The following is a 21,504-nucleotide window of genomic DNA, read 5'->3' on the forward strand; positions in this document are numbered from 1 at the left end:
ACCACCCGCTACACCTGTTGGGTGTTACTCCTGGACATTACGCACGGTGTCCGGCAGTGGCTACCTTCCCATGTTTCTTAATAGAGGGAGGGTGTGTCATAAATAAGAAAATGTGATCTGAAAGTAACTGAAAAGCTCCCCTGTCCTTAGGGGAGCTTTTCAGATAGCATTTTGATAGAGCCGGCTTCGACCGTAGTCGGGTACTCCGAGTCTACGCTGGTGAGGGTGATCTCGCCTTCGCCTACGCCCCCGGCTCCTACCAGCTGGATACGCCGTCCGTTCACCTCGGCAAAGCTGCTGCGGCTGATGCGGTTCTTCTCGCGCGAGGTCAGGTCGTACACCTCCTCGATGCGGGGCGAACGGTCTGCCGTCCCTTGGTCGATGCTCAGTTCCACCGCGTTGGCGGCGTCGCGCATCTTCTGTTTGGGTGTAAATACAATCTTGGGGGTATTCAACGCCTTGGCCACGGTCACATCCTCCGGCTTGTCCATCATCTTGGACGAGACCGCGAGGCGGAACGAACCCAGTTCGGCCAGGTCCACGCTCGACCCTGCACGCATGGCATCGCAGATAATGTTACTAAAGCTGATAAGGGCATTCTTTACATCGCCTTCCGAGAGCGAAGTCTCCCGTACAATGCGATCCACGACTGTTTCAGTCGATATCTTCTGTTGCGACTTGGGATGTGCGAAATACGCGATTTGTCCCTTCCGTTCACCCAATGTCAGGGTCTTCGATTTAATTTCAAATTCTAACATATAACCTCCTTATTTTAATGTGTTTGTAGATGTTAATCATGTGCTGTTGCAAGTAACTGTAACGACCAACCGTTGGGGACTGTGACGACCAACCGTTGGGTGTTGCCATGACCAACGGTTGGGTAGGATGACGACCAACGGTTGGGTATTTCAGGCCCCATTAGTTAATGATTATGTTCGTAGTTCCTCCATCTTCCCAGTCCTGGATAGTGGCTTCGCTTATATCCAAACCGGTGTTGCTGACGGTGACGTTCCACGTATAATTGTAGCCGGCCTCCAGTTTCCCGCTCGAAGGGGTAAGGTTGGCACTATAGCTTTGTGCATTGACCGTGACGGTAAGTCCTATCGTCGATGCCGCTTGCGGGAAAAGGATGACGTGGCTGTTGTTTTCCGAAAGGGATAGGGTCAACTCCGCAGGAGTTACCTCATCCGCAGTAGCCGTACCCGTTGCAGTATCGAACGAACCTTGCAGCTTCAGCCCGCTAAGGGTGTAGCTGAACGAGCTGCTCAAGTCCACATTGTTCCCTTCGAAGAAGTTCAGGGTAATCTGGCTCATGCAATGCTGGAAAGCGTTTTCGCCCGTGAAACTCACTGTCGGGTCTGCCTTGCTGGCCGTAGCTCCGGTGGCATAGAGAAAGTCTATCTTCGGTTGGGTATCCGCTTTTTGGTTTTCTGCCGAAGTGCTCACATCGGTATAGGTGGCATCTGCTGTATAAGGATAGTAGGCGTTGAAGGTCACTTCTTCCGCGCTTTGGAAATAGATGTTTTCCGCGACAGCCTCGAAGCTACTGCCATTCCAGCGATAGGCCCTATTGGTGTAATCGGTCGCTGTGCCTGTTACGGTGGAGATGCCTATCTCGTCGTTTGTACCCCATTGGGTACCGCTGGCACGGGTCTGCGTGCCGCTGATGTCGGTATTTACTTCAAGGGCCACTTCGCCCTGGGACGAGGTATTTATTTCTTCGCTTGTGCAGGCGGCGAACGAGAGCGCCGTGGCTGCGATAAATACATATCTATACATATGGTGAATTTTATTTTGTGGGTTATTTTGCTTCTACGTCATTCCCTGCAACGACCGTCCAGTCGTGGATAGACCCTGTGGCGTCGGCCGGGATGTCCGGGTCGTGTGGCGGACGGTAAGGCGGCCAGTCGGGGTCCGGGTCGGGAGTAGGTTCCGGCTCCGGCTCTGGTTCGGGGTCAGGCTCGTCCGGTTCTTCCGGTTCGTCTGGTTCCTCGGGCTCTTCCGGTTTCGCCGTGTCGAGGGTATTCTCCAGGGCGATAGGAGACAGATGCGCCAAGTCGTCCAGTTTGCCGGTCAAGTCGGATTCGAACGCAAGCGTACGCCCATCCGCTAAAGTGATGGTTACATGCAGTAGCTGGTGAAGTTCCGGCAGGATGCCAAAGGTACGCAAGCGCATCACGATGCCCATTCCGTCCGGCCGCACTTCGATATCGAACCAAGCCCTACTTCCCCTATCCGAGCGCAGGGTACTTTCCGCTACCGGCTCGCCATCGGGCAGATGGCGAGCCGGGATTAATCCGCTGAGCGTCGCCTCCGCACTCGTCACCTCAGCCGTATCGGTAAAGTTCAGTGTGAGGGTAATGGGCGCAACCAAACGACGCATCCCCAACGAGACAAGGAGCGTATCGCCCGCCGAAACCTCGACGGTGGTATCCGCCGCGAAGAGGTAATCGGGCAGGGAGGCCCGCAGCCCATCCTGCATTTCGTGGATAACCGCTATGTTATTTTCTATCGTAATGCCTTCCGGCGAATTGTAGGCGAGGAGAGGATAGGGTTCCGTAGAGGTGGAATCCTTATACATATATAATAGATGCGCATCCGCTATGATAGCGGTATCGCCTATGAACAAGTTGTATGTCGAGGGGATATGTGCTTCCGCGAGAGCCTCCGACCAATCCGGCTGTATGGCAAGTATCTTGACCTTTGCCGTATCTGCCGGTGTAGGTTCGGGCTCTGGTTCCGGTTCCGGGTCGGGAGTAGGTTCCGGTGTAGGAACAGGTTCGGGAATGACCGGATCTTCGGCGCAAGCCGAGGCAAAGAGAAGGAGGGAGAGTGGTAATACCCCTGTAAAAAGATTAATGAATCTTAAAACCGGGGGGGGTAAAATAGCCTATTCGCCCTTCCTTTGCAGGCAGGCTCTTCCGTACGTCGATATGTTTAAAAAACGTAGACATCATGATAAACATTGTTTCGCGGCCAAAAATAGACAAATAGTTTGAGACGACCAAAAGAATCATTTATTATTTTACGAATAATTCATGGTTTTTTCATTTAAAAAAACGGACACCTGGTAGGTCCTAAGGGAACCGGTTCGGAACGCTTGCTACTGCAGGCCTCGCTCCGCTTCGACCCGCAGCTATGCACAGAAGTCCTCTTTGAGGACTGTTTTATTCCCTATATCATGCCTCGAAGAGGCGTAATTTCAGGTAGCCATAGGTCGAAGCGGAGCGAGGCCTGCGGTATCCCATTTAAATAAAAGAGTCGTACGAAAATTTCTTCCCAAACTATTGGTGTGGAACCCGGAGTTTAACTATCTTTGTCCCTACATTAAATAATACTAAACACAAATAACAAATGAGAAAGCAACTAATGACACTTTTGCTATGCGGCAGCCTTGCTGCATGGGCACAAGAACCGGTCGATTACGTGAACCCGTTTATCGGCACGAGCAATTTCGGGACGACCAATCCTGGCGCCGTTTGCCCGCAAGGCATGATGAGCGTGGTTCCCTTTAACGTAATGGGTTCGGATGTGAATAAATTCGACAAGGACGCCCAGTGGTGGTCTACGCCCTACTCGTCGGACAACCATTTCTTCACCGGCTTCGCGCATGGAAGTTTGAGTGGCGTCGGATGTCCGGAAATGGGCAGTCTGCTCCTAATGCCAACCTCCGGCGAACTGAACGTCGACTACAAGGCTTACGGCAGCGAATACAAAGACGAAGTGGCACGTCCCGGTTATTACAGCAATGTCCTGACCAAGTATAATATCAAAACGGAGGCGACCGCCATGCGTCGCACAGGATTGAGCCGTTTCACCTTCCCCGCCGGACAGGGTAATATCCTCCTGAACTTAGGCGAAGGGCTGACGAACGAGACCGGTGCGACGGTACGTTTCGTGAGCGATACCGAAATCGAGGGCACCAAACTCCTCGGTACCTTCTGCTACAACCCGCAGGCCGTTTTCCCGGTCTATTTCGTCATGAAGTTGAGCAAAGCCCCGAAGGAATGCGGCTACTGGAAGAAGCAGCGCGAGATGAAAGGCGTCGAGGCGGAATGGGACATCTACTCCGGCAAGTATAAACTCTACACGAAATACAACCGCGAGATGAGCGGCGACGACATCGGCGTTTGGTTCAAATACGACACCGAAGCGAACGAGCAAATCACCGTCAAGATGGGTATCTCGTATGTCAGCATCGAAAATGCCCGCGAGAACATGGAGCAGGAAATCTCCGGTTTTGCGTTCGACGCGGTGGAACAATCCGCCCGCTCGATGTGGAACGATGCCCTCTCGGTTATCGAAGTAGAAGGCGGGACGAACGACGAGAAGTCCATCTTCTACACCGGCCTTTACCATCTTCTTATCCACCCGAACGCCTTGCAGGATGTGAACGGCGAATACCCGAAGATGGAATCGCTCGAAACGGGACACACGGACAGAGACCGCTACACGGTCTTTTCCCTCTGGGATACGTACCGCAACGTCAGCTCGCTCATGACGCTCCTCTATCCGGACTGCCAGTTGGATATCATCCAGACGATGCTCGACATGTATAAAGAGAACGGATGGCTCCCGAAGTGGGAACTCTACAGCCGCGAGACCTTCACGATGGAGGGAGACCCGGCAATACCCTATATCGTCGATGCCTGGATGAAAGGCCTGCGCGACTTCGATACGGAATTGGCTTACGAGGCCATGCGCAAAGGCGCTACTACGCCGGGCGAATATAACCTCCTCCGCCCCGACGCCAACGATTACTACTCGTTGGGTTACGTGCCTCTTCGCGAACAATATGACAATTCGGTTTCCCATGCACTGGAATATTACATAGCCGATTGGAACCTCTCGAAGTTTGCCGAGGCACTTGGGAAGAAGGAAGACGCGAAGCTCTTTTACGAACGTTCGATGGGTTACAAACATTATTATTGCAAAGATTATGGCACGTTCCGTCCTATCTTGCCCGACGGTACGTTCTATTCGCCTTTCGACCCGTTGCAGGGTGCCAACTTCGAGCCGAACCCAGGATTCCACGAAGGCAACGCCTGGAATTATACCTTCTTCGTACCGCATGATGTCAAAGGATTGGCCAAGTTGATGGGTGGCAAGAAGAAGTTCGTCAACAAGCTCCAGATGGTATTCGACAAGAAATACTATGACCCGGCCAATGAACCGGATATTGCTTATCCTTATCTATTCAGTTACTATGAGGATGAAGCTTGGCGTACGCAGAAAGAGGTACACAATATCTTGAAGACGGGTTATCACAACGCCCCGAATGGTGTCCCTGGCAATGAAGATACCGGTACGATGTCTACGTGGGCTATCTTCTCGATGTTAGGGTTCTATCCGGCGTGCCCGGGGAGTCCGGACTACGTGTTGACGTCACCCGTATTCGATAAAGTGACACTTCATCTCGACAAGAAGTATTACCCGAAGGGCGACCTGATCATTACTTCGAAGCACACCTCGCCGGAATCCATCTATATCCAGGAAATCAAAGTTGGGGGTAAAAAACAGAAGGGCTATACCATTTCCCACCAGGATTTGGTCAATGCCGGTACGTTGGAATATACACTGGGCGAGACACCGAAGAAATAATCCTCGGAATTGAGCTTATAGTTCCTAAATGAAGGCACGGGGCTGCAGAGAGATAAATAAACTCTGTGTCTCCGTGCCTCTCCTTTTTATGGATTATTGTATTTGTATATACTTGTGCGTTTGCAAACTAAGTCTCCAGAAAGGATGCCGGAGGATGTAATCGACCACCTCCTGTGTGTTCCGGCAAGAACAGGGCTGGAGGTAATGGTATGTAGCAGGAAGAGAGGCATAGGGCTCGACATCCTCTTCGCCGGTAAAAACGACCTTCACCTCGTCGATGCGCTCCAATACGACGGGTACCCCTTTCGGAGAGCAGGTAATCCAATCGATGGATGCCGGTACCCGATGCGTACCGTTCGTCTCGATGCAAACGTATTTACCCAGTTGGTGCAGTTGGTCGATAAACGCGTCATCAATCCAGAGGGAGGGTTCGCCACCTGTGAGGATGACGGTCCGCGCTGGGCATTCGGCTACTTGTTGCATGATTTCTTTGTCGCTCATCCAGGCACCTGTCTCGTGCGGTGTATCGCAAAAGGCGCATTTCAGATTACAACCCGAAAAGCGAATAAAGAGCGCCGGCGTACCCGTATGGAATCCTTCACCCTGCAGGCTATAGAAAATCTCGTTGATTTTACGCATAAATATAACTTTATTCTTTCTCAAATATAGCTATATTCCCTTCGGATTCCTGCACTTCTACTTTGAAGCAATGCGGGACTCGGTCGCACACCCAGCGGGCGATGTTCTCGGCCGTCGGGTTAAAAGGCAAGACATCGTTTAGGTTTTTATGGTCTAATGCCTCTGTTATCGACCGTTTGATATGGCTGAAGTCGGTCACCATACCGTCTTCGTTGAGTTCTTTTGCCCGGCAATAAATGGTGATAATCCAGTTGTGCCCGTGCAAGTTCGTGCATTTGCTTTCGTACGAGAGGCACAAGCGGTGGGATGCCGATATTTCTAATCTTTTAATAACCGTATACATGCTTTCGTTGAATTTTCCGCGCAAAGATACGTTGATTTCATGATTCGGCGCATAGATGTATGAGAATATTTGTATAAGTTTGCACTCCGAATAAGCGAAGAGGAATGAGCAAGAGAAGAGAATATGCGAAATACGGGTTGGTTTTGTGGGCAGCCTTGTGTGTGGCTTGCCAACAAGAAACGCCCATCACGTCTGTCATCCGAATCGATGGCGAAAGTTCCACCCGGCGTGTGAACCCTGATTTGTATGGCATCACCCTGGAAGAGATAAATCATGCTATCGATGGAGGATTATATGCCGAAATGGTGCAAAACCGGAGTTTCGAGGATGGCGTGCCGCCTTTGAATTGCCCGTATGACCGCCGGCGGAATGTGTTGACTACCCCCAATGGGTTCGATATGCCCTTTATCCGTCCTGATTCCATCCCAGGTTGGCGTGTCCTTTCGCCCCAGACGTGGATGGCCCCCGACACGAAAGAGTTATTGAATGAAAAAAATCGCCGTTCGCTTTGGGTAGCTATTTCGGCTTCTTCTTCGAGCGAACGGGGAGGAGTTGCCTCAGAGGGGTACCAAGGAGGGATGTCGGTTCGGCAAGGTGAACCTTATCATTTCTCTTGTTATGTCAAAGGGGCTTCCTTTTCGCCTAAACCCCTGCAAGTAGCTTTGATGGATTCGACGGGAAAACGAACCCTGAGCGATGTGTACACATTGCATACGCGCAACGAATGGACGCACTTCCGTCATACTTTTACCGCTACAGAAGATAATGACCACGCGATGCTGACGATAACTTCCGATAGCAGCCAGGTGTTTTGGTTGGATGTGGTTTCGCTCTTTCCGGAAACCTGGAAAGGACGGAGTAATGGCCAGCGGCGCGATTTGATGGAGGCGATTGCCGGCCTCCATCCCCGTTTCGTTCGTTTCCCTGGGGGCGCTTTTGCAGAAGGATATACGGCGGGTACGTATCCTGTTTGGAAAGAGACGGTTGGGAATATAGCCCAGCGTAAGCATTTTTGGAGCGTATGGGGATATGGGACGACAAACGGTATGGGGTATCATGAATACTTGCAACTCTGCGAAGATTTGGGTGCCGAGCCTATCTATGTTCTGAATAGTGGTATTACCAGTATGACGCGCCGCCCTCGTTATGAATCGATTACTGAGATGGATCATTTGGTGCAGGATGCGCTCGATGCCATCGGGTATGCCAATTACCCGACAGATTCCCTATTGGGTGCCTTGCGTGCACGGAATGGGCATCCGCAACCTTTCCATTTGAAATACGTTGAGATAGGGAGCGAGAATTACGGACATGAATACACCAAGCGTTTCGCCCTCTTTCGCGAGGCCATCCGGAAACATTTCCCGGAGGTAACGGTAATTTCCAATAAATTGGTAGGAAGGCAGATGCGCTCCGAATGGAGGGATGTCCATTTTAACGCCCGCAACTCTTTTTTCCTTTCTAATCCCGGACGATTCGGGACGGCCCGCACGCGGCACGATTGGGAGAATACTTTTGTGGGCGAGTTTGGAAACATGCAATCCTCGGAAGCGCGGAGCATGGCGGCCGCCATTGGTGAGGCTTGTTTCCTGGTCGGCATCGAGCAATATCCGGATTTGATGAGCCGTGTGGCCTATTCACCATTGTTAGGGCATGTGGATTATACCTCTTCACGCTGGCCGATGCTTCTCTTTGATAATCATCGCGTCGTGCCTTCTCCCTCTTATTATGTGATGCAAATGTTTGGGAAATACCGGGGTGAGGAGGTGGTTCCTTCGGAGGTGCAGACCTATATGCGCCCTAATATCACGCGGGGTTCGGCGTCGGTTTATATGTTTGATAATTGTTATGAACTGACAGAGGTCGAAATAGATGGCAAACCGGTGGTGGAGGGGCGCATCCGGAGTGGCGGATGGCATATCTCGCCGGGTGTGTTGGAACCGATACCGAACCGGTGGAATTATGTCCTGGTGGGCGATTCGACGGTTTCAGATTATGTCTTTTCTACTCGTATCCGGCGAACGAAAGGAAGCGAGTATGTCCAGTTCCGTGTCCGGAATAATGGTCGTTTGAACGAGGAACAGGATTATATCTGCTTCGCGCTGGGGAATGGGCAAGCCTCTTTGTTTCATCAAAGTGGGAATGTGGTGGATACGTTGGCTTCCACACGTCCTTTCCCTTTCTCGAACAATCGGTGGTATGACATCCGCATTACGTGCCGTGCCGATAGCATCTTGTGCGATGTAGATGGCGTGAGGGTGCAAACTGCCTTCATGCGCCCTTATCCTTCGTTGGCTTCGGTTACTACCTTCGACCACAAGCATCGAGTACTTTATGTAAAGGTGGTGAATACGACGCAACATGAAGAAAAAACGGAATTGGATTTCCGTGGCTTTTCTGTGTCGAACGAGGTGGAGGTCATCGAGTTGGCTGGCGATATGGAATCTCAAAACAGCTTCGAACAACCCGCTCGCGTTCGTCCCGTCCGCCGTCTGTACACCTTCCCGATGGGTACCCCGAAAGTGTATTCTTTTCCTCCTGTTTCGGTTTCTATCCTGAAATTCAAGTTGAGCGAAGAATAGCTACATATCCTCCCTTTTCATGCCGATAAGTAGATTCTTTATAACTATCATGGACTCTGTTGTTCGTTATGGATAGAGTTCATGATAGTTATAGATAGAGGGATAGACTTTGCTTTTTATCTCAGAACTGCCTATCTATTAGGTTTGCGCCAATTGGTGCAAGTATATGCGCGATATGGCGCAATAGTCTGCGACAGGTAGCGCAAATATGAGCGCGATATGGCGCATGGTTAATAGGTAGGCTGATTCAGGGCTGATGCATTAAAAAGAATATAAATTATCAAGCACTTATTATTCAATATATACGGATTTCAATAGGAAAGAAGGAGTCGCTTTTTATACGATGAAAGGAAGCTCAAAGTTTTTCCTGCCGGGATTAGCGGGTATTTGTTTGGGACATTCCTATTTATCTGTTATCTTTGCAGAAACAAAAATAGACGAAACAGAGAAAAAGATGAATGCAAAATGGTTTATTGCCGCAGCTTCGTTGCTGGCGTTATTTGCTTGTGAACAAAAGCAATTGCCAGAGAATCCGAAAGATAAGGAGGAGTATGTGGACGAACATCAGAATCGTTGGATTTGGGACGCCATGTTGATGCGGTGGATGATTATGTCGCCCATGGGCATGACGCATTTTTACTATCCGCAACAGGGTACGTGGTTCAATAGTGCGAACCAACCTGTGGCGGCACCGGCCGATTTAAAACAAACGGTACGCTCTGCGACTCCAACTTCCGCTCAAAAAGGAGTACAGAAGAGTGTATTTGGCAAACGAAGCGGTTCTTATTCATTTGGCTCATAAGAAAATGGAACGAATACGAGAAACACCCCGCCCGGACTATAAGGCGCGGATAGAGGCATTGGGGTTTGATTTCCACGATGCTTATTGGACGGAGGAAGCGGCCTATGTCTTGACGGCTTCCGAGGTAGAGGAGCTGGAGAAAGCAACCCGTGCGTGCTATGAAATGTATTGCGAGGCAGCCGAATATATTATTTCAAACCGAAGCTTTGCCGAGCTTTTGATTCCGGAGGAGATGGAAGAGGCTATCCGAGCTTCGTGGGAAGAGGATGAACTTTCGCTTTATGGACGTTTTGATTTTGCGATTCCATCCGACGGAGGTGCACCCAAATTGTTGGAATTCAATGCCGATACGCCCACGTCTTTGTTGGAAGCCGCTATCATCCAATGGCAATGGATGCAAGAGGTACACCCAGGCAAAGACCAATATAACTTGATTCACGAGAATTTGGTACAGAGCTGGCGAGATATCCATGCGACGTATGGATGCGGACGTTATTATTTTGCCGGAGATCCTTCAGTGGCAGAAGATGCCTCGACCTTACGCTATTTGCTTTCGACCGCACAAGAAGCAGGACTCCCGACTGCCGAAGTAAGTATCCGCAATGTGGATTTCGATGCCACGCATAATTTCCTGCTTGATCCGGCTGGCGAAGAAATCGATTGCCTCTTCAAACTCTATCCGTGGGAATGGATGTTTGAAGAAAATGCGGAAGCATGCCGAAGCAATTGTTTTTTTCTGGAGCCTTTGTGGAAAAGCCTCATGAGCAACAAGGCAATGCTTCCGGTGCTTTATCGTCTTTTTCCGGAGAGTCCCTATTTGCTCCCGGCTTATCGTTTCCCGACTCGGTTGGGAGGCAATTATTGCCAGAAGCCTGTTTTCTCCCGTGAAGGAGGAAATGTGACATTGGTACGTGATGGGAAGGTGTTGGAGTCGACCACGGGCATCTATGGCGAAGGAGAATACGTTTACCAAGCGAGGGTCGATATGCGTTCTTTCGAAGGATATTATCCGGTCATTGGGAGTTGGATTGTCGGAGGAGAAGCATCGGGCATTGGCATTCGCGAGACTCGTTCGCGCATCACAGACAATCAGAGCCTCTTTGTACCTCATTATTTTATATAAGGATGGAGATGGTATCTAAAATAGGATTGGTTTTGGAAGGGGGCGGGATGCGAGGTATCTTTACGGTCGGGGTATTAGATTATTTAATGGATAAAGGGATATGGTTCCCTTATGTAATAGGAGTCTCTGCCGGAGCGAGCAATGGCATTTCGTATGTTTCCCGCCAACGTGGGCGTTCTTATTTCAGCAATATCGAGTTACTTCAGAAGCATAATTATATCGGATGGAAGAATTGGTTTCGAGGGCGTGGCTATATCGACCTTGATTTCCTTTTTTACGAATATCCGGATCGTTATTATCCATTCGATTATGAGGCATACGCAGCTTATCCAGGTCGGTTCGTCATGGTGGCGAGCAATTGCTTGACGGGAAAAGCGGAATATATCGAAGAAAAACACGACTTCCGGAGGTTGCTCGATGCGTGTAAGGCATCTTGCTCTTTGCCCGTGATGTGCCCATTGTCGTATGTGGATGGAATTCCGATGGTAGATGGAGGGGTGTGCGATTCGGTTCCGGTATTTCATGCGATGAAAGAGGGCTATACACGAAATGTCGTGGTCTTGACACGCAACAAAGGATATCGGAAACCAGAGAAGGATTTCTATTTTCCTTCTTTTATTTATAGGCAATATCCCGCTATCCGCGAGCGACTCCGTTTGCGTTATCGGGCATATAATCGATTGGTGGACGAGATTGATTGCCTGGAAGAGCAAGGAAGGGTATTGGCCATTCGCCCGATAAAACCTATCCAAGTAGGGCGGACAGAGCGAGATGTCGTTAAACTACAAGCGCTTTATGAGGAAGGATATGCCTGTGGTTCGCAAATAGCCTCTTATCTTTCGGGAAAAGCTAACGGAGGTTTTATCCGATAATTTTCAATCGGAAGAAAAGGCATGCGTGGATACATTAAATCGAGATAACGTAAATCTATCGGACCAGGTACCACTTCGATGCGTACATGAGCCAAGCCATGACGGACAAATCCAAGGGCTTCGGCCGCTGATTTGGATACATCGATGATGCGCTTCCGGCGATGCGGTCCTCGGTCGGTGATTTGGACAATGACACTTTTTAGATTCCGTAGATTCGTCACACGAACATACGTTCCGAAAGGTAAGGTACGATGGGCGGCTACATAGTCATATTTATCATGCACATAACCGCTTGCTGATACTTTTCCGTGGAATCGATGGTGGTAATAAGAAGCAAGTCCCTCTTCTTGGGCAAATCCCTTCCCGGAGATTAAGCATACGAAAAGTAGCGTAAATATGTGTCGTAAAGATGTTTTCATAAAGAAATCTACGTGCGTGATTTGTAGATATATGGATTCACGTATCGTCCTTTCTTTTGCGTAATATGTCCACATTCGATAGCTCGGCGTGGACAACGATGGATGCAAGCAAGGCATTGAACGCACGCTTTGCCCCACGTCGGGAGGTTTTTGGGTTTCATCCGTATGTTTCGGGTAGGGCAAATCCGCACACACAATCCACAGGAATTGCATGCATCGGTAGCTTGGAAAGAGGTTTTCCCTGATATATGGCGTCGAAAGAGAGAGTAAAGGAAGTTCGTCTTGAGCGAAGCAAAAGTACCTGGATGATAAAGCGTATGCATGTCGTTTCCGCCTTTCCGTATCATTTCGGTGATTCTTCGAACCCGAGTGGGAGCTGCTTCGAGCTTAGCTCTTTCTATGGAAGGCGTATCCACATTGAATCCTGGCAAGAGGATATACGTATTGGGCATCTGGATGGAGAAGGTAGCTCGGAGTTCTGCCCCTTTCTGATGTAATGCTTTCCTGAGGACGCGATGTGCCCATCCGCAATCATCTCCGCATGTACAAACAGCATAAAGCGGATGCCCCGCGAAGAAATCCATCTCCAAATCTTCGATGAAGCGTAGCATCGGTAGGGCAGGTCCCCATGCGTGGATAGGCATCACGAGTATGCACGTCTCGTCTGCTTTCATTTCATAAGTAGCTATTTTCTTTGCCTCTTGGATAGAGAAATAAGGCAAGGAGAGGCGCATACTTAATTCGCGCGCCACCCAAAACGAATTGCCTGTAGCTGAAAAATAAATAATCATATCTTTTTCTTTGTTTCAGGTCGTAAATATACGAAAGAATTTTGATATTTTCTCCTTATCTTTGTACGGATTTATAGGTATAAGTCAGAAGAAAAATAACTATAAAAAGAAAAAGATATAGTGATGAAGGAGAAAATCAATAAGACGAATGTCGCTCGTCTCTTAGATAAAGCGAAAGTGAAGTATACGTTGGTGCCTTACGAGGTAGATGAAAACGACTTGAGTGCTACGCATGTAGCGGAGCAATTGGGGGAGGATATCCGGCAAGTATTCAAGACGCTTGTTTTGCGGGGCGACCGGACAGGGTATTTTGTGTGCGTAGTTCCGGGAGGAGAGGAGGTCGACCTCAAGAAGGCAGCTAAAGTGTCGGGTAATAAGAGTTGCGAGATGATTCATGTAAAGGAGTTGCTTCCGCTCACGGGGTATATCCGCGGAGGGTGTTCGCCCATCGGTATGAAAAAGCATTTCCCGACGTATGTACACGCGAGTGCGCTGGAGTTTGAACAGATATATGTAAGTGCTGGCCAACGTGGATTGCAGATTCGCCTGGCTCCCTCTGATTTGCTTCGTGAAGCACAAGCGGAAAAGGCTGATTTAGTCTGATGCGGATGGCCAAGGGATGCGTTCGGCTTTCATTTCGCGTATCTCGTCTTCACTATGCGAGGTGAAGAGGATGGTGGTATTGGTTTGTTTTTGCCAAGCTAGGAGAAAATTGATGACACGTCTGCGCAAAGCTACGTCCAATCCTTTGAAAGGTTCGTCCATTAAAAGAAGAGGGGCAGGGAAGAGTAGGGCGCGTGCTAAGGCTACGCGTTGTTGTTGGCCATAGCTTAATGCTTCGGGGTATGAGTCTTCCAAACCAGTGAGTTCGAGGGTAGAAAAAAGAGTCGCTATACCCGTTTTCCATGTAGATTTCGAGTAAAGAGAAGCACTTGCTAACGAGATATTCTCTGAAGCGGTAAGGTGGGGTAAGAGCGTGGGTTCTTGGTAAAGGTTGGAGATAAGTATAGATGCGGGAAGTGGGAAGAGCGTACCGCCTGTGGGGCGATAAGTACCGTTCAAGAGGCGGAGAAGCGTCGTCTTTCCCGCTCCGGAAGGAGCCGAGAGAGCGTAAATCTTTCCTGGATGAAATTGGAAACTAAAATCTTTTACACCGAAACGATAGGAGAGATGGCTTGCTTCGAATATTATTGGTTGCTCGTTTTCTGGACGGTGTGGTGTTGAGGAATGAGTGGTATAATGTATAGGTGGTTGGCATGAGGAGAGGCGGGCCATGAACTTGTCGGATAACCAGCTGAGCAAGATGGCCACGCATGTCCAAGCCATCACGCTGGGTACATCGAGGAATACTTGTGCGAGCTTCATTTCGCTCCCGATGCCATGCGTACATTGGGAGAGGACTTCGCCCATAATGATAGCGCGCCATCCGAATCCCATAGCCGACGTGAGCCCGCTAAAGAGTGCCGGACGGATTTGAGGGTAAAGGATTTGTGTCAATCGATTCCAGAGGCTGAGGCGAAAATGAACAGCCAGCTGCATCCGCTCGGGACGTAGTTGGGTGAATCCTTTTAGCAAATTTTCCGTCAGGAGCGGATACATCGTGAGGAATGCAATGAGAAGCGGAATCAAATCAGCATTCAAAAAGATAAGTGCCAGCAAGATAAAGGAAATAACTGGTACGGAGCGCATCAGGGCTAACCAGGGTGCTAAGAGTATTTGTCCTGTCTCTGAGCGATGCAATGTCGCTGCCGTCAGAAACGAAGCTACGCATGAAAGAAGCAATCCAAGACAAGTGCGAAAGCAAGTTACTCCTATTGATAGATAAAAATCCCTTTCTATCGCAAGTTTACCTAACGCATGGAGCAACTTTTCAAGTGGAGGCATCCATGTAGGTTCGTTCACCCACCAAGCAATTCCCTCCCAGACGAGTCCTAATAGTCCGATAGATAGGAGCGTAAGGAGCATTCGCTTCATAAGGGTTGCGCAATAAAATGAGCATCAGGCAAACGGCTATCCAGCGCACGTGAATCGAAATCGCGAATCAACAAGAGGAAGCGACGAATGTCTTCAGGGTTTTCACGTGCGGGGATATATTGGATACGGCATCGGCGGAGCGATTCGGGTGTCAACATCTCGCGGCCAAACACTTTCCGGTTTTCCAATATGCGGATGGTCTGCATCGGGAACTCGTTGGCATATTGGCATGTACGATGTAAAAGGCTATCTAAGACAGCTTGCAAGGGGAGCATCTCTTGGCGGCATAGGATAGCTGTTTGGGGAACGTTCAGGCCGTTTGGACGGTTTAAATCAGCTAAAATCTGAAGCGTCGTATCACGATGCAACGCTACCGAAAGGAAGGGCTCGCTCAACACCGCTGTATGTACCTTAGCCGAACTGAGTGCTGAAAGGATTTCGCGTGGCGTGGCGAACGTGTAATTGTAGGTGTAGTGTCCTTGTGGCTGAAGATAGTAGCGCGTCAAGATGTCTGGCGTCGTACCTGCTCCAAAAAGGTAAACAGGCGACGAGATGCTATCCCGTCCTACGAGGTAAAGCGTTCCCCAAATGGGGCATCCCAAGAGGGAGTAATGCACACCTTTGTTATACAGGTTGGCCGCCGTAATCATCGGTAATACAGCTATATCTGTTTTATGTTGAATGAGTTGCGCCTGTATCTGTTCAGGCGAATCGAGTATTTTTACGCGGATTTCTTTTCCTTCCAGACGCGGTTTTTCCTGCATCCATTGAGCAAAAGCGATGGCTGACGGTCCGCGAAGTACGGATACCTGTACCGCCTCCTCATTCGCCTCTTTAGGTTGCCAAGCGCATCCCATAAAGGTCATTCCCAGTAATAACCAAATGTATTTCATTCTTTTTATACCTATAATCGTCAGAAGATATACCTATAAATCGGGGAATTCATTCCTTTGTTTTCGAGGAAATTCATAGGTCGTTCTCTTCCATATGATGCAAAGGTAAAGCTCTTTTTCGGGTCTTCCAAATTTTCGATAGGACTGGAGTGTGAAATTCTATTAAATTAATAGTTGGAAATGGACATGACCGTCCGGACAAAATGATTTTCAATTTACCCTTGTTCTCTCACTGGATATGAGAATGAAAAATATGACCGTAAAAGTGCTCCAAGAGGGTATCCTATACTCTTGAGTATAATACTTCTATGAGGGATTTAAAAAATAAGTTGAAGACGAGTGTAAACAGACGGCGTGTGGGATGAAGGCTTTTGCTTATTCGAAAGATTATGCGTATTTTTATAGCGGAGATTCAAAAGAGGATGCTGTGCTTTTGGTGTGTTGTCTGATAGCAAAACGGGCGATTTTGTCCCGGAATGCTAAAAAATAGGGAAATAAGTTGCAAACGGGAAATATCTGTCGTATATTTGTGACATCTTAGTAAAAGCAAAGTATTCACACTTAATACAAAGACAGATGAACAGATTCGTAAAGTATGCGTGCGTGTGCGCTTGTGCGACTTTCGCATGGAGTTGCGCAGAAGCCCCGAAAGTAGAGGGCAGTTACGAGATTATCCCGCTTCCACAAGAAGTGAGTTTGCAAAACGCCAACCCTTTCCTTCTGACGGCCAAAACGCCTATTGTGTACCAAGAGGGGGACTCGGTGATGGCTCAGACGGCCCAGTTGCTTTCCTCTTATATTGAGGAATTGACAGGTTATGCACTGCGGGTGTCTACAAAAGAGAAGAAAGGAATTCACCTTTCTGTGGATGAATCAATTACTAATCCGGAAGGATATCGTTTGGTGGTAACTGCCGGGGGAGTGGAAATTGCTGGAGGTTCAGAGGCTGGTATCTTTTACGGTGTGCAAGCCTTGCGCAAAGCTATACCCGCTGAAGCTGAAGGCATGGAGGTAGAACTTCCTGCCGTGACGATAAATGATGCACCCCGTTTTGGGTACCGTGGATTGCACTTCGACGTCTCGCGCCATTTCTTCCCGATTGATTCAGTCAAGAAATTCATCGACATGCAGGTACTCCACAACATGAATACTCTGCATTGGCACCTGACAGATGACCAAGGATGGCGTATTGAAATTAAGAAATACCCCAAACTGACTGAGATAGGTTCACAACGAAAAGAGACCGTTATTGGTCGTAATTCAGGTCAATACGACGGGACGCCCTATGGAGGATATTATACACAAGAGCAAATTAAGGAGGTGATAGAATATGCCAAGAAGCGGTTCGTAACGATTGTTCCCGAAATCGACCTTCCGGGACATCAACAAGCAGCCCTAGCTGCTTATCCCGAATTGGGGTGTACGGGCGGACCCTATGAAGTATGGACGCAATGGGGTATTTCCGACGACGTGATTTGTGCGGGAAACGACCATGCGATGCAGTTCCTGGAAGATGTATTGGCCGAAGTAATCGACCTCTTCCCCTCGGAATATATCCACATCGGAGGTGATGAATGTCCGAAAGTACGCTGGAAAACGTGCCCGAAATGCCAAGCCCGCATCCAAAAAGAGGGTATCAAAGGTGACCAGAAGCACTCCGCTGAAGAGTATCTACAGAGTTACGTCATTTCGCGTATGGAAAAGTTTGTAGAGAGTAAAGGGCGACACATCATCGGATGGGATGAAATCCTGGAAGGAGGATTGGCACCGAATGCGACCGTGATGAGCTGGCGAGGTGTGGCTGGAGGCATTGAGGCAGCTAAACAACATCACAACGTCATTATGACGCCTAATTCGCATCTCTATTTCGATTATTATCAATCGACCGATACTGAGCATGACCCGCTTGCCATCGGAGGTTATGTGCCCATTGAGCGTGTTTATTCGTTTGAACCGACGAACGACATTCCACAAGAGTTTCAGAAATATATCATCGGCGTTCAAGCCAACCTTTGGACGGAATATATTCCAACCTTCGCCCAAGTGGAATATATGGAAATGCCTCGTATTGCCGCTCTCGCCGAAGTGCAATGGACGGAACCTGCGAACAAGAATTACGAGCAATTCCTTTCTCGTTTGGTACGTCTGACGAAGCTTTATGACCGCAAACATTATAATTATGCAAAGCATATTTTTGATGTAAAAGCCACTTTTACGCCGGATAACGAACAAGGATGTGTTGTGGTAAACCTTTCTACGCTGGGTGATGGCGATATCCGCTATACGCTGGACGGGAGCGAACCGACTCCACAGAGTACAGCTTATACAAGTCCGCTTCAAATCAAAGAAAACGTTACGTTGAAGGCCACCGCATTCCGTCCGACAGGGCAAAGTCGAGTTCTCACCGAAAAAATCGATTTTAGCAAATCTACTGCCAAACCCATTACCCTGAAGGAACAACCCAGTAAAGGGTATGAATATGAAGGAGCGAAAGTATTAGCTGATGGTCTTTGTGGAAATGACAATTATAAGACGGGCCGTTGGTTAGGATTCCAAGGGAAAGACATTGATGCCACGATCGATCTGGGCGAGATTATGGAAATAAGTAAAGTTTCGTTCAATAGCAATGTGGTAAAAGCTGATTGGATTATGGGCGTGAATGGTGTCACGGTGCGCGTATCGAGCGATGGTTCGACCTATAAAGAGATTGCATCAAAGAAGATACCTGCCCTTGGAAAGGATGACAAAGATGGTATCTATTCGCATGAAGTAGAATTTGCCCCAACGAAAGCACGCTACGTGCAGGTCGTTATCAAAAATGCCAATCTTCCTGCATGGCATGGAGGGGCGGGTAATCCGGCTTATATTTTTGTGGATGAAATTAAAATCTTCTAAAAAGATGAAGAATCGAATTTGCCAATTATTGGGCATTCAATATCCTATCATAGCTGGAGGCATGGTGTGGTGCAGCGGATGGCGATTGGCTTCAGCCGTGAGCCATGCCGGCGGATTGGGATTGATAGGAGCTGGTTCGATGCATCCGGACGTCCTTCGTGAGCATATTCGGAAATGCAAATCGTTTACCGATAAACCTTTTGGAGTGAACGTCCCGCTCATGTATCCGGAGATAGAAAAGGTGATGGATATCCTGATGGAAGAAGAGGTGAAGATAGTCTTCACCTCTGCTGGGAATCCGAAAACATGGACTCCTCGGTTGAAAGAGCAGGGCATGAGGGTTGTACATGTGGTGAGTAGTTCGAAGTTCGCCCAGAAATGTGAAGAAGCGGGTGTAGATGCCATCGTGGCTGAAGGATTCGAGGCGGGAGGTCATAATGGAAGGGAGGAGACTACCACAATGTGCCTCGTTCCCCATGTCCGCCGGGTTACCTCTTTGCCCTTGATAGCAGCGGGAGGCATCGGTACGGGCGCTGGTATATTGGCGGCCTTTGCCTTAGGAGCAGAGGGTGTCCAAATCGGTACTCGCTTTGCCTTGACGAAGGAAAGTTCCGCTCATGAAGCCTTCAAGCAATGGTGTCTCTCGTTGAGTGAGGGCGATACGAAATTGCTTTTGAAGAAACTCTCTCCCACGCGTTTGGTAAAAGGGGTATTTGCCTCCGAGGTGGAAGAAGCCGAAGCCCGGGGAGCTTCCGTCGAAGAGCTTCGCATGCTTTTAGGCAAAGGACGGGCGAAAAAGGGTATCTTTGAAGGAAACTTGGAAGAAGGTGAATTGGAAATAGGGCAAATTGCCTCTCTCTTCTGCGAAGAGCAATCCGTCGAAGAGGTGATGCGCGAACTTATATCCGATTTCAACACAGGTATCGAACGAATGGCAAATGGCATGACATGGAAATAAAAGAGTATATTGAAGCGAACAAGGAGCGCTTCTTGGACGAACTTTTCTCCTTGATACGCATCCCTTCTATTAGTGCGAAGGGAGAGCATAAGTCGGATATGAGGGCATGTGCCGAGCGTTGGACGGAACTTTTGCGTTCTTCCGGGGCGGATAAAGCCGAAGTAATCCCTACCGAAGGTAATCCGGTGGTATATGCTGAGAAAATGATCAATACGAATTATCCGACGGTTTTGGTATATGCCCACTATGATGTAATGCCGGCCGAACCACTCGAATTATGGAAGAGCCAGCCCTTCGAGCCGGAAATACGCGAGGGACGTATCTATGCCCGTGGTGCAGATGATGACAAAGGACAGAGCATGATGCAGGTGAAAGGCTTCGAAACCGCCCTTCGTGAGGGATTTTTGCATTGCAATGTCAAGTTTATCTTCGAGGGAGAAGAAGAAATCGGTTCGCCCAGCTTGGAGACCTTTTGTAAGGAACATAGGGATTTGTTAAAGGCGGATGTTATCTTGGTGTCGGATACGAGCATGGTGAGTGCCGAAACTCCTTCGCTTACCACCGGATTACGTGGTTTGGCATATTGGGAGATAGAAGTGACGGGACCGAACCGTGACCTCCATTCGGGACACTTCGGAGGAGCGGTAGCCAATCCTATCAACGTGTTGTGTAAGCTTATAGCCGATATAACCAATGCCGATGGGCGTATTACGATTCCCCATTTTTACGACGATGTAGAGGAACTATCCGATGAGGAGCGTGAAATGATTGCCCAAGTTCCCTTTGATGAAACGAAATACAAAGAGGCCATCGGTGTGAAAGCTTTGTTTGGAGAAAAGGGCTATGCGACGTTGGAGCGTAATAGTTGCCGACCTTCGTTCGATGTGTGTGGTATTTGGGGTGGCTATACGGGCGAAGGAAGTAAGACGGTACTTCCCTCGAAGGCATACGCCAAAGTATCGTGCCGTTTGGTGCCCCATCAAAAACACGAGGAGATTTCGCGTCTTTTCATCGATTATATAACTAAGGTAGCGCCCGAATATGTTCATGTTGAGGTGACTCCTATGCACGGAGGCGAGGGATATGTATGCCCTATTAATCACCCCGCTTACCGGGCCGCCGAACGGGCGGTAGGCATCGCTTTCGGACGGAAGCCCTTAGCCGTACGCCGGGGAGGGAGTATTCCTATCGTCTCTACCTTCGAGCAGGTGCTGGGTATCAAGACTATCCTCATGGGATTTGGCTTAGAGCAGAACGCCATCCATTCTCCGAACGAAAGTTGTCGGCTGGATTATTTTTATCGAGGTATCGAGGCTGTAGCGGAATTTTACCGGGAATTTAAATGAAAAATAAAGGCATAACCTCTGGAAATTATAGTTATAACCGAGAGGGTTTATGCCTTATTTTCCCTTTATGAAAAGGGCGATAAAACGATAGGAAAAATAAAATGTAAGAAATAGTTTGCAAATAGGATATTTATTGTAACTTTGCCACGGTAAAAATGAAATATTTGAAATGCAGCAGTTCCTTTTACATAGCCATCATCATCACAACGGGCGATAGTTCGGTGAGCTTGCATGTTATGCAAAAGGATGAAAAGAAAAATAGGATA

General features: G+C 48.7%; 18 protein-coding genes. 9 read left to right on the forward strand and 9 right to left on the reverse strand.

Annotation, left to right across the window (positions count from 1 at the left end; all coding sequences use genetic code 11):
• Positions 1-146: 146 nt before the first annotated feature.
• From B5F77_RS00790 to B5F77_RS15830, 3 genes are all read right to left on the reverse strand, one after another.
• On the reverse strand, positions 147-758 hold the full coding sequence (locus B5F77_RS00790) for an HU family DNA-binding protein (RefSeq protein WP_087326192.1): 612 nt from the start codon (positions 756-758) through the stop codon (positions 147-149).
• A gap of 160 nt (positions 759-918) precedes the next feature.
• Entirely contained in the window at positions 919-1,779 is an 861-nt protein-coding gene (locus B5F77_RS00795) for a fimbrillin family protein (RefSeq protein ID WP_087326194.1), read from the reverse strand.
• Positions 1,780-1,801: 22 nt separating this feature from the next.
• Positions 1,802-2,581, reverse strand: a complete 780-nt coding sequence (locus B5F77_RS15830; protein WP_204244935.1) for a hypothetical protein — start codon at positions 2,579-2,581, stop codon at positions 1,802-1,804.
• Positions 2,582-3,354: 773 nt separating this feature from the next.
• Between B5F77_RS15830 and B5F77_RS00810 the strand changes: the two genes are divergently transcribed.
• The gene (locus B5F77_RS00810) at positions 3,355-5,601 is read left to right on the forward strand and encodes a GH92 family glycosyl hydrolase (protein WP_087326198.1); all 2,247 of its coding nucleotides are present in this window, start codon (positions 3,355-3,357) and stop codon (positions 5,599-5,601) included.
• Positions 5,602-5,694: 93 nt separating this feature from the next.
• On the opposite strand, the gene B5F77_RS00815 is transcribed toward B5F77_RS00810, so the two are convergent.
• Together B5F77_RS00815 and B5F77_RS00820 are read right to left on the reverse strand one after the other, a co-directional pair.
• Positions 5,695-6,240, reverse strand: coding sequence for a radical SAM protein (locus tag B5F77_RS00815; RefSeq protein WP_087326200.1), 546 nt, complete (start codon positions 6,238-6,240; stop codon positions 5,695-5,697).
• A 10-nt stretch (positions 6,241-6,250) separates the two neighbouring features.
• On the reverse strand, positions 6,251-6,583 hold the full coding sequence (locus B5F77_RS00820) for a 6-carboxytetrahydropterin synthase (protein ID WP_087326202.1): 333 nt from the start codon (positions 6,581-6,583) through the stop codon (positions 6,251-6,253).
• A 104-nt stretch (positions 6,584-6,687) separates the two neighbouring features.
• On the opposite strand from B5F77_RS00820, the gene B5F77_RS00825 reads away from it, so the two are divergent.
• The 4 genes from B5F77_RS00825 to B5F77_RS00840 all read left to right on the forward strand — a co-directional run bounded on the left by B5F77_RS00825 (position 6,688) and on the right by B5F77_RS00840 (position 11,962).
• Positions 6,688-9,165: an alpha-L-arabinofuranosidase C-terminal domain-containing protein gene (locus B5F77_RS00825; RefSeq protein WP_087326204.1), complete on the forward strand. Its 2,478-nt coding sequence runs from the start codon at positions 6,688-6,690 to the stop codon at positions 9,163-9,165.
• A gap of 454 nt (positions 9,166-9,619) precedes the next feature.
• Positions 9,620-9,967: a hypothetical protein gene (locus tag B5F77_RS00830; RefSeq protein WP_087326293.1), complete on the forward strand. Its 348-nt coding sequence runs from the start codon at positions 9,620-9,622 to the stop codon at positions 9,965-9,967.
• Positions 9,968-9,971: 4 nt separating this feature from the next.
• On the forward strand, positions 9,972-11,090 hold the full coding sequence (locus B5F77_RS00835; protein WP_087326206.1) for a glutathionylspermidine synthase family protein: 1,119 nt from the start codon (positions 9,972-9,974) through the stop codon (positions 11,088-11,090).
• Positions 11,091-11,092: 2 nt separating this feature from the next.
• On the forward strand, positions 11,093-11,962 hold the full coding sequence (locus B5F77_RS00840) for a patatin family protein (protein WP_087326208.1): 870 nt from the start codon (positions 11,093-11,095) through the stop codon (positions 11,960-11,962).
• Here the strand turns inward: B5F77_RS00840 and B5F77_RS00845 are convergent.
• Both B5F77_RS00845 and B5F77_RS00850 read right to left on the reverse strand, forming a co-directional pair.
• The gene (locus B5F77_RS00845) at positions 11,923-12,381 is read right to left on the reverse strand and encodes a septal ring lytic transglycosylase RlpA family protein (RefSeq protein ID WP_087326210.1); all 459 of its coding nucleotides are present in this window, start codon (positions 12,379-12,381) and stop codon (positions 11,923-11,925) included. The two genes, B5F77_RS00840 and B5F77_RS00845, sit on opposite strands and share 40 nt — an antisense overlap.
• Before the next feature lie 8 nt (positions 12,382-12,389).
• Complete coding sequence (locus B5F77_RS00850; protein ID WP_087326212.1) at positions 12,390-13,172, reverse strand: EFR1 family ferrodoxin; 783 nt, start codon at positions 13,170-13,172, stop codon at positions 12,390-12,392.
• 123 nt (positions 13,173-13,295) lie between these two features.
• Here B5F77_RS00850 and ybaK point away from each other — a divergent pair, with 123 nt between their 5' ends.
• Positions 13,296-13,775, forward strand: a complete 480-nt coding sequence (gene ybaK / locus B5F77_RS00855) for a Cys-tRNA(Pro) deacylase (RefSeq protein WP_087326214.1) — start codon at positions 13,296-13,298, stop codon at positions 13,773-13,775.
• Here ybaK and B5F77_RS00860 read toward each other — a convergent pair.
• Positions 13,767-15,146, reverse strand: a complete 1,380-nt coding sequence (locus tag B5F77_RS00860) for an ATP-binding cassette domain-containing protein (RefSeq protein ID WP_087326216.1) — start codon at positions 15,144-15,146, stop codon at positions 13,767-13,769. The genes ybaK and B5F77_RS00860 overlap by 9 nt on opposite strands.
• On the reverse strand, positions 15,143-16,039 hold the full coding sequence (locus tag B5F77_RS00865; protein WP_239445694.1) for an ABC transporter substrate-binding protein: 897 nt from the start codon (positions 16,037-16,039) through the stop codon (positions 15,143-15,145). The genes B5F77_RS00860 and B5F77_RS00865 overlap by 4 nt, the downstream gene beginning before the upstream one ends.
• Positions 16,040-16,615: 576 nt before the next feature.
• On the opposite strand from B5F77_RS00865, the gene B5F77_RS00870 reads away from it, so the two are divergent.
• The 3 genes from B5F77_RS00870 to B5F77_RS00880 are packed head-to-tail and all read left to right on the forward strand — an operon-like array spanning position 16,616 to position 21,238.
• Positions 16,616-18,934 (forward strand): glycoside hydrolase family 20 protein, encoded by a 2,319-nt coding sequence (locus B5F77_RS00870; protein WP_087326218.1) that lies wholly within the window; start codon positions 16,616-16,618, stop codon positions 18,932-18,934.
• A gap of 4 nt (positions 18,935-18,938) precedes the next feature.
• Positions 18,939-19,892: a nitronate monooxygenase gene (locus B5F77_RS00875; RefSeq protein ID WP_087326299.1), complete on the forward strand. Its 954-nt coding sequence runs from the start codon at positions 18,939-18,941 to the stop codon at positions 19,890-19,892.
• Positions 19,883-21,238, forward strand: coding sequence for a dipeptidase (locus B5F77_RS00880; RefSeq protein ID WP_087326220.1), 1,356 nt, complete (start codon positions 19,883-19,885; stop codon positions 21,236-21,238). Before B5F77_RS00875 ends, B5F77_RS00880 begins: the two co-directional genes overlap by 10 nt.
• Positions 21,239-21,504 lie beyond the last annotated feature (266 nt).

It is taken from the genome of Parabacteroides sp. An277, assembly GCF_002159645.1.
Taxonomy (GTDB): domain Bacteria; phylum Bacteroidota; class Bacteroidia; order Bacteroidales; family Tannerellaceae; genus Parabacteroides.

Coding starts and splice junctions, on each gene's coding strand:
- B5F77_RS00835 (WP_087326206.1), top strand. CDS start 9,972: ATGGAACGAATACGAGAAACACCCCGCCCGGACTATAAGGCGCGGATA.
- B5F77_RS00870 (WP_087326218.1), top strand. CDS start 16,616: ATGAACAGATTCGTAAAGTATGCGTGCGTGTGCGCTTGTGCGACTTTC.
- B5F77_RS00845 (WP_087326210.1), bottom strand. CDS start 12,381: ATGAAAACATCTTTACGACACATATTTACGCTACTTTTCGTATGCTTA.
- B5F77_RS00860 (WP_087326216.1), bottom strand. CDS start 15,146: ATGAAGCGAATGCTCCTTACGCTCCTATCTATCGGACTATTAGGACTC.
- B5F77_RS00880 (WP_087326220.1), top strand. CDS start 19,883: ATGGAAATAAAAGAGTATATTGAAGCGAACAAGGAGCGCTTCTTGGAC.
- ybaK (WP_087326214.1), top strand. CDS start 13,296: ATGAAGGAGAAAATCAATAAGACGAATGTCGCTCGTCTCTTAGATAAA.
- B5F77_RS00795 (WP_087326194.1), bottom strand. CDS start 1,779: ATGTATAGATATGTATTTATCGCAGCCACGGCGCTCTCGTTCGCCGCC.
- B5F77_RS00865 (WP_239445694.1), bottom strand. CDS start 16,039: ATGAAATACATTTGGTTATTACTGGGAATGACCTTTATGGGATGCGCT.
- B5F77_RS00830 (WP_087326293.1), top strand. CDS start 9,620: ATGAATGCAAAATGGTTTATTGCCGCAGCTTCGTTGCTGGCGTTATTT.
- B5F77_RS00815 (WP_087326200.1), bottom strand. CDS start 6,240: ATGCGTAAAATCAACGAGATTTTCTATAGCCTGCAGGGTGAAGGATTC.
- B5F77_RS00820 (WP_087326202.1), bottom strand. CDS start 6,583: ATGTATACGGTTATTAAAAGATTAGAAATATCGGCATCCCACCGCTTG.
- B5F77_RS00840 (WP_087326208.1), top strand. CDS start 11,093: ATGGAGATGGTATCTAAAATAGGATTGGTTTTGGAAGGGGGCGGGATG.
- B5F77_RS00850 (WP_087326212.1), bottom strand. CDS start 13,172: ATGATTATTTATTTTTCAGCTACAGGCAATTCGTTTTGGGTGGCGCGC.
- B5F77_RS15830 (WP_204244935.1), bottom strand. CDS start 2,581: ATGTATAAGGATTCCACCTCTACGGAACCCTATCCTCTCCTCGCCTAC.
- B5F77_RS00875 (WP_087326299.1), top strand. CDS start 18,939: ATGAAGAATCGAATTTGCCAATTATTGGGCATTCAATATCCTATCATA.
- B5F77_RS00825 (WP_087326204.1), top strand. CDS start 6,688: ATGAGCAAGAGAAGAGAATATGCGAAATACGGGTTGGTTTTGTGGGCA.
- B5F77_RS00790 (WP_087326192.1), bottom strand. CDS start 758: ATGTTAGAATTTGAAATTAAATCGAAGACCCTGACATTGGGTGAACGG.
- B5F77_RS00810 (WP_087326198.1), top strand. CDS start 3,355: ATGAGAAAGCAACTAATGACACTTTTGCTATGCGGCAGCCTTGCTGCA.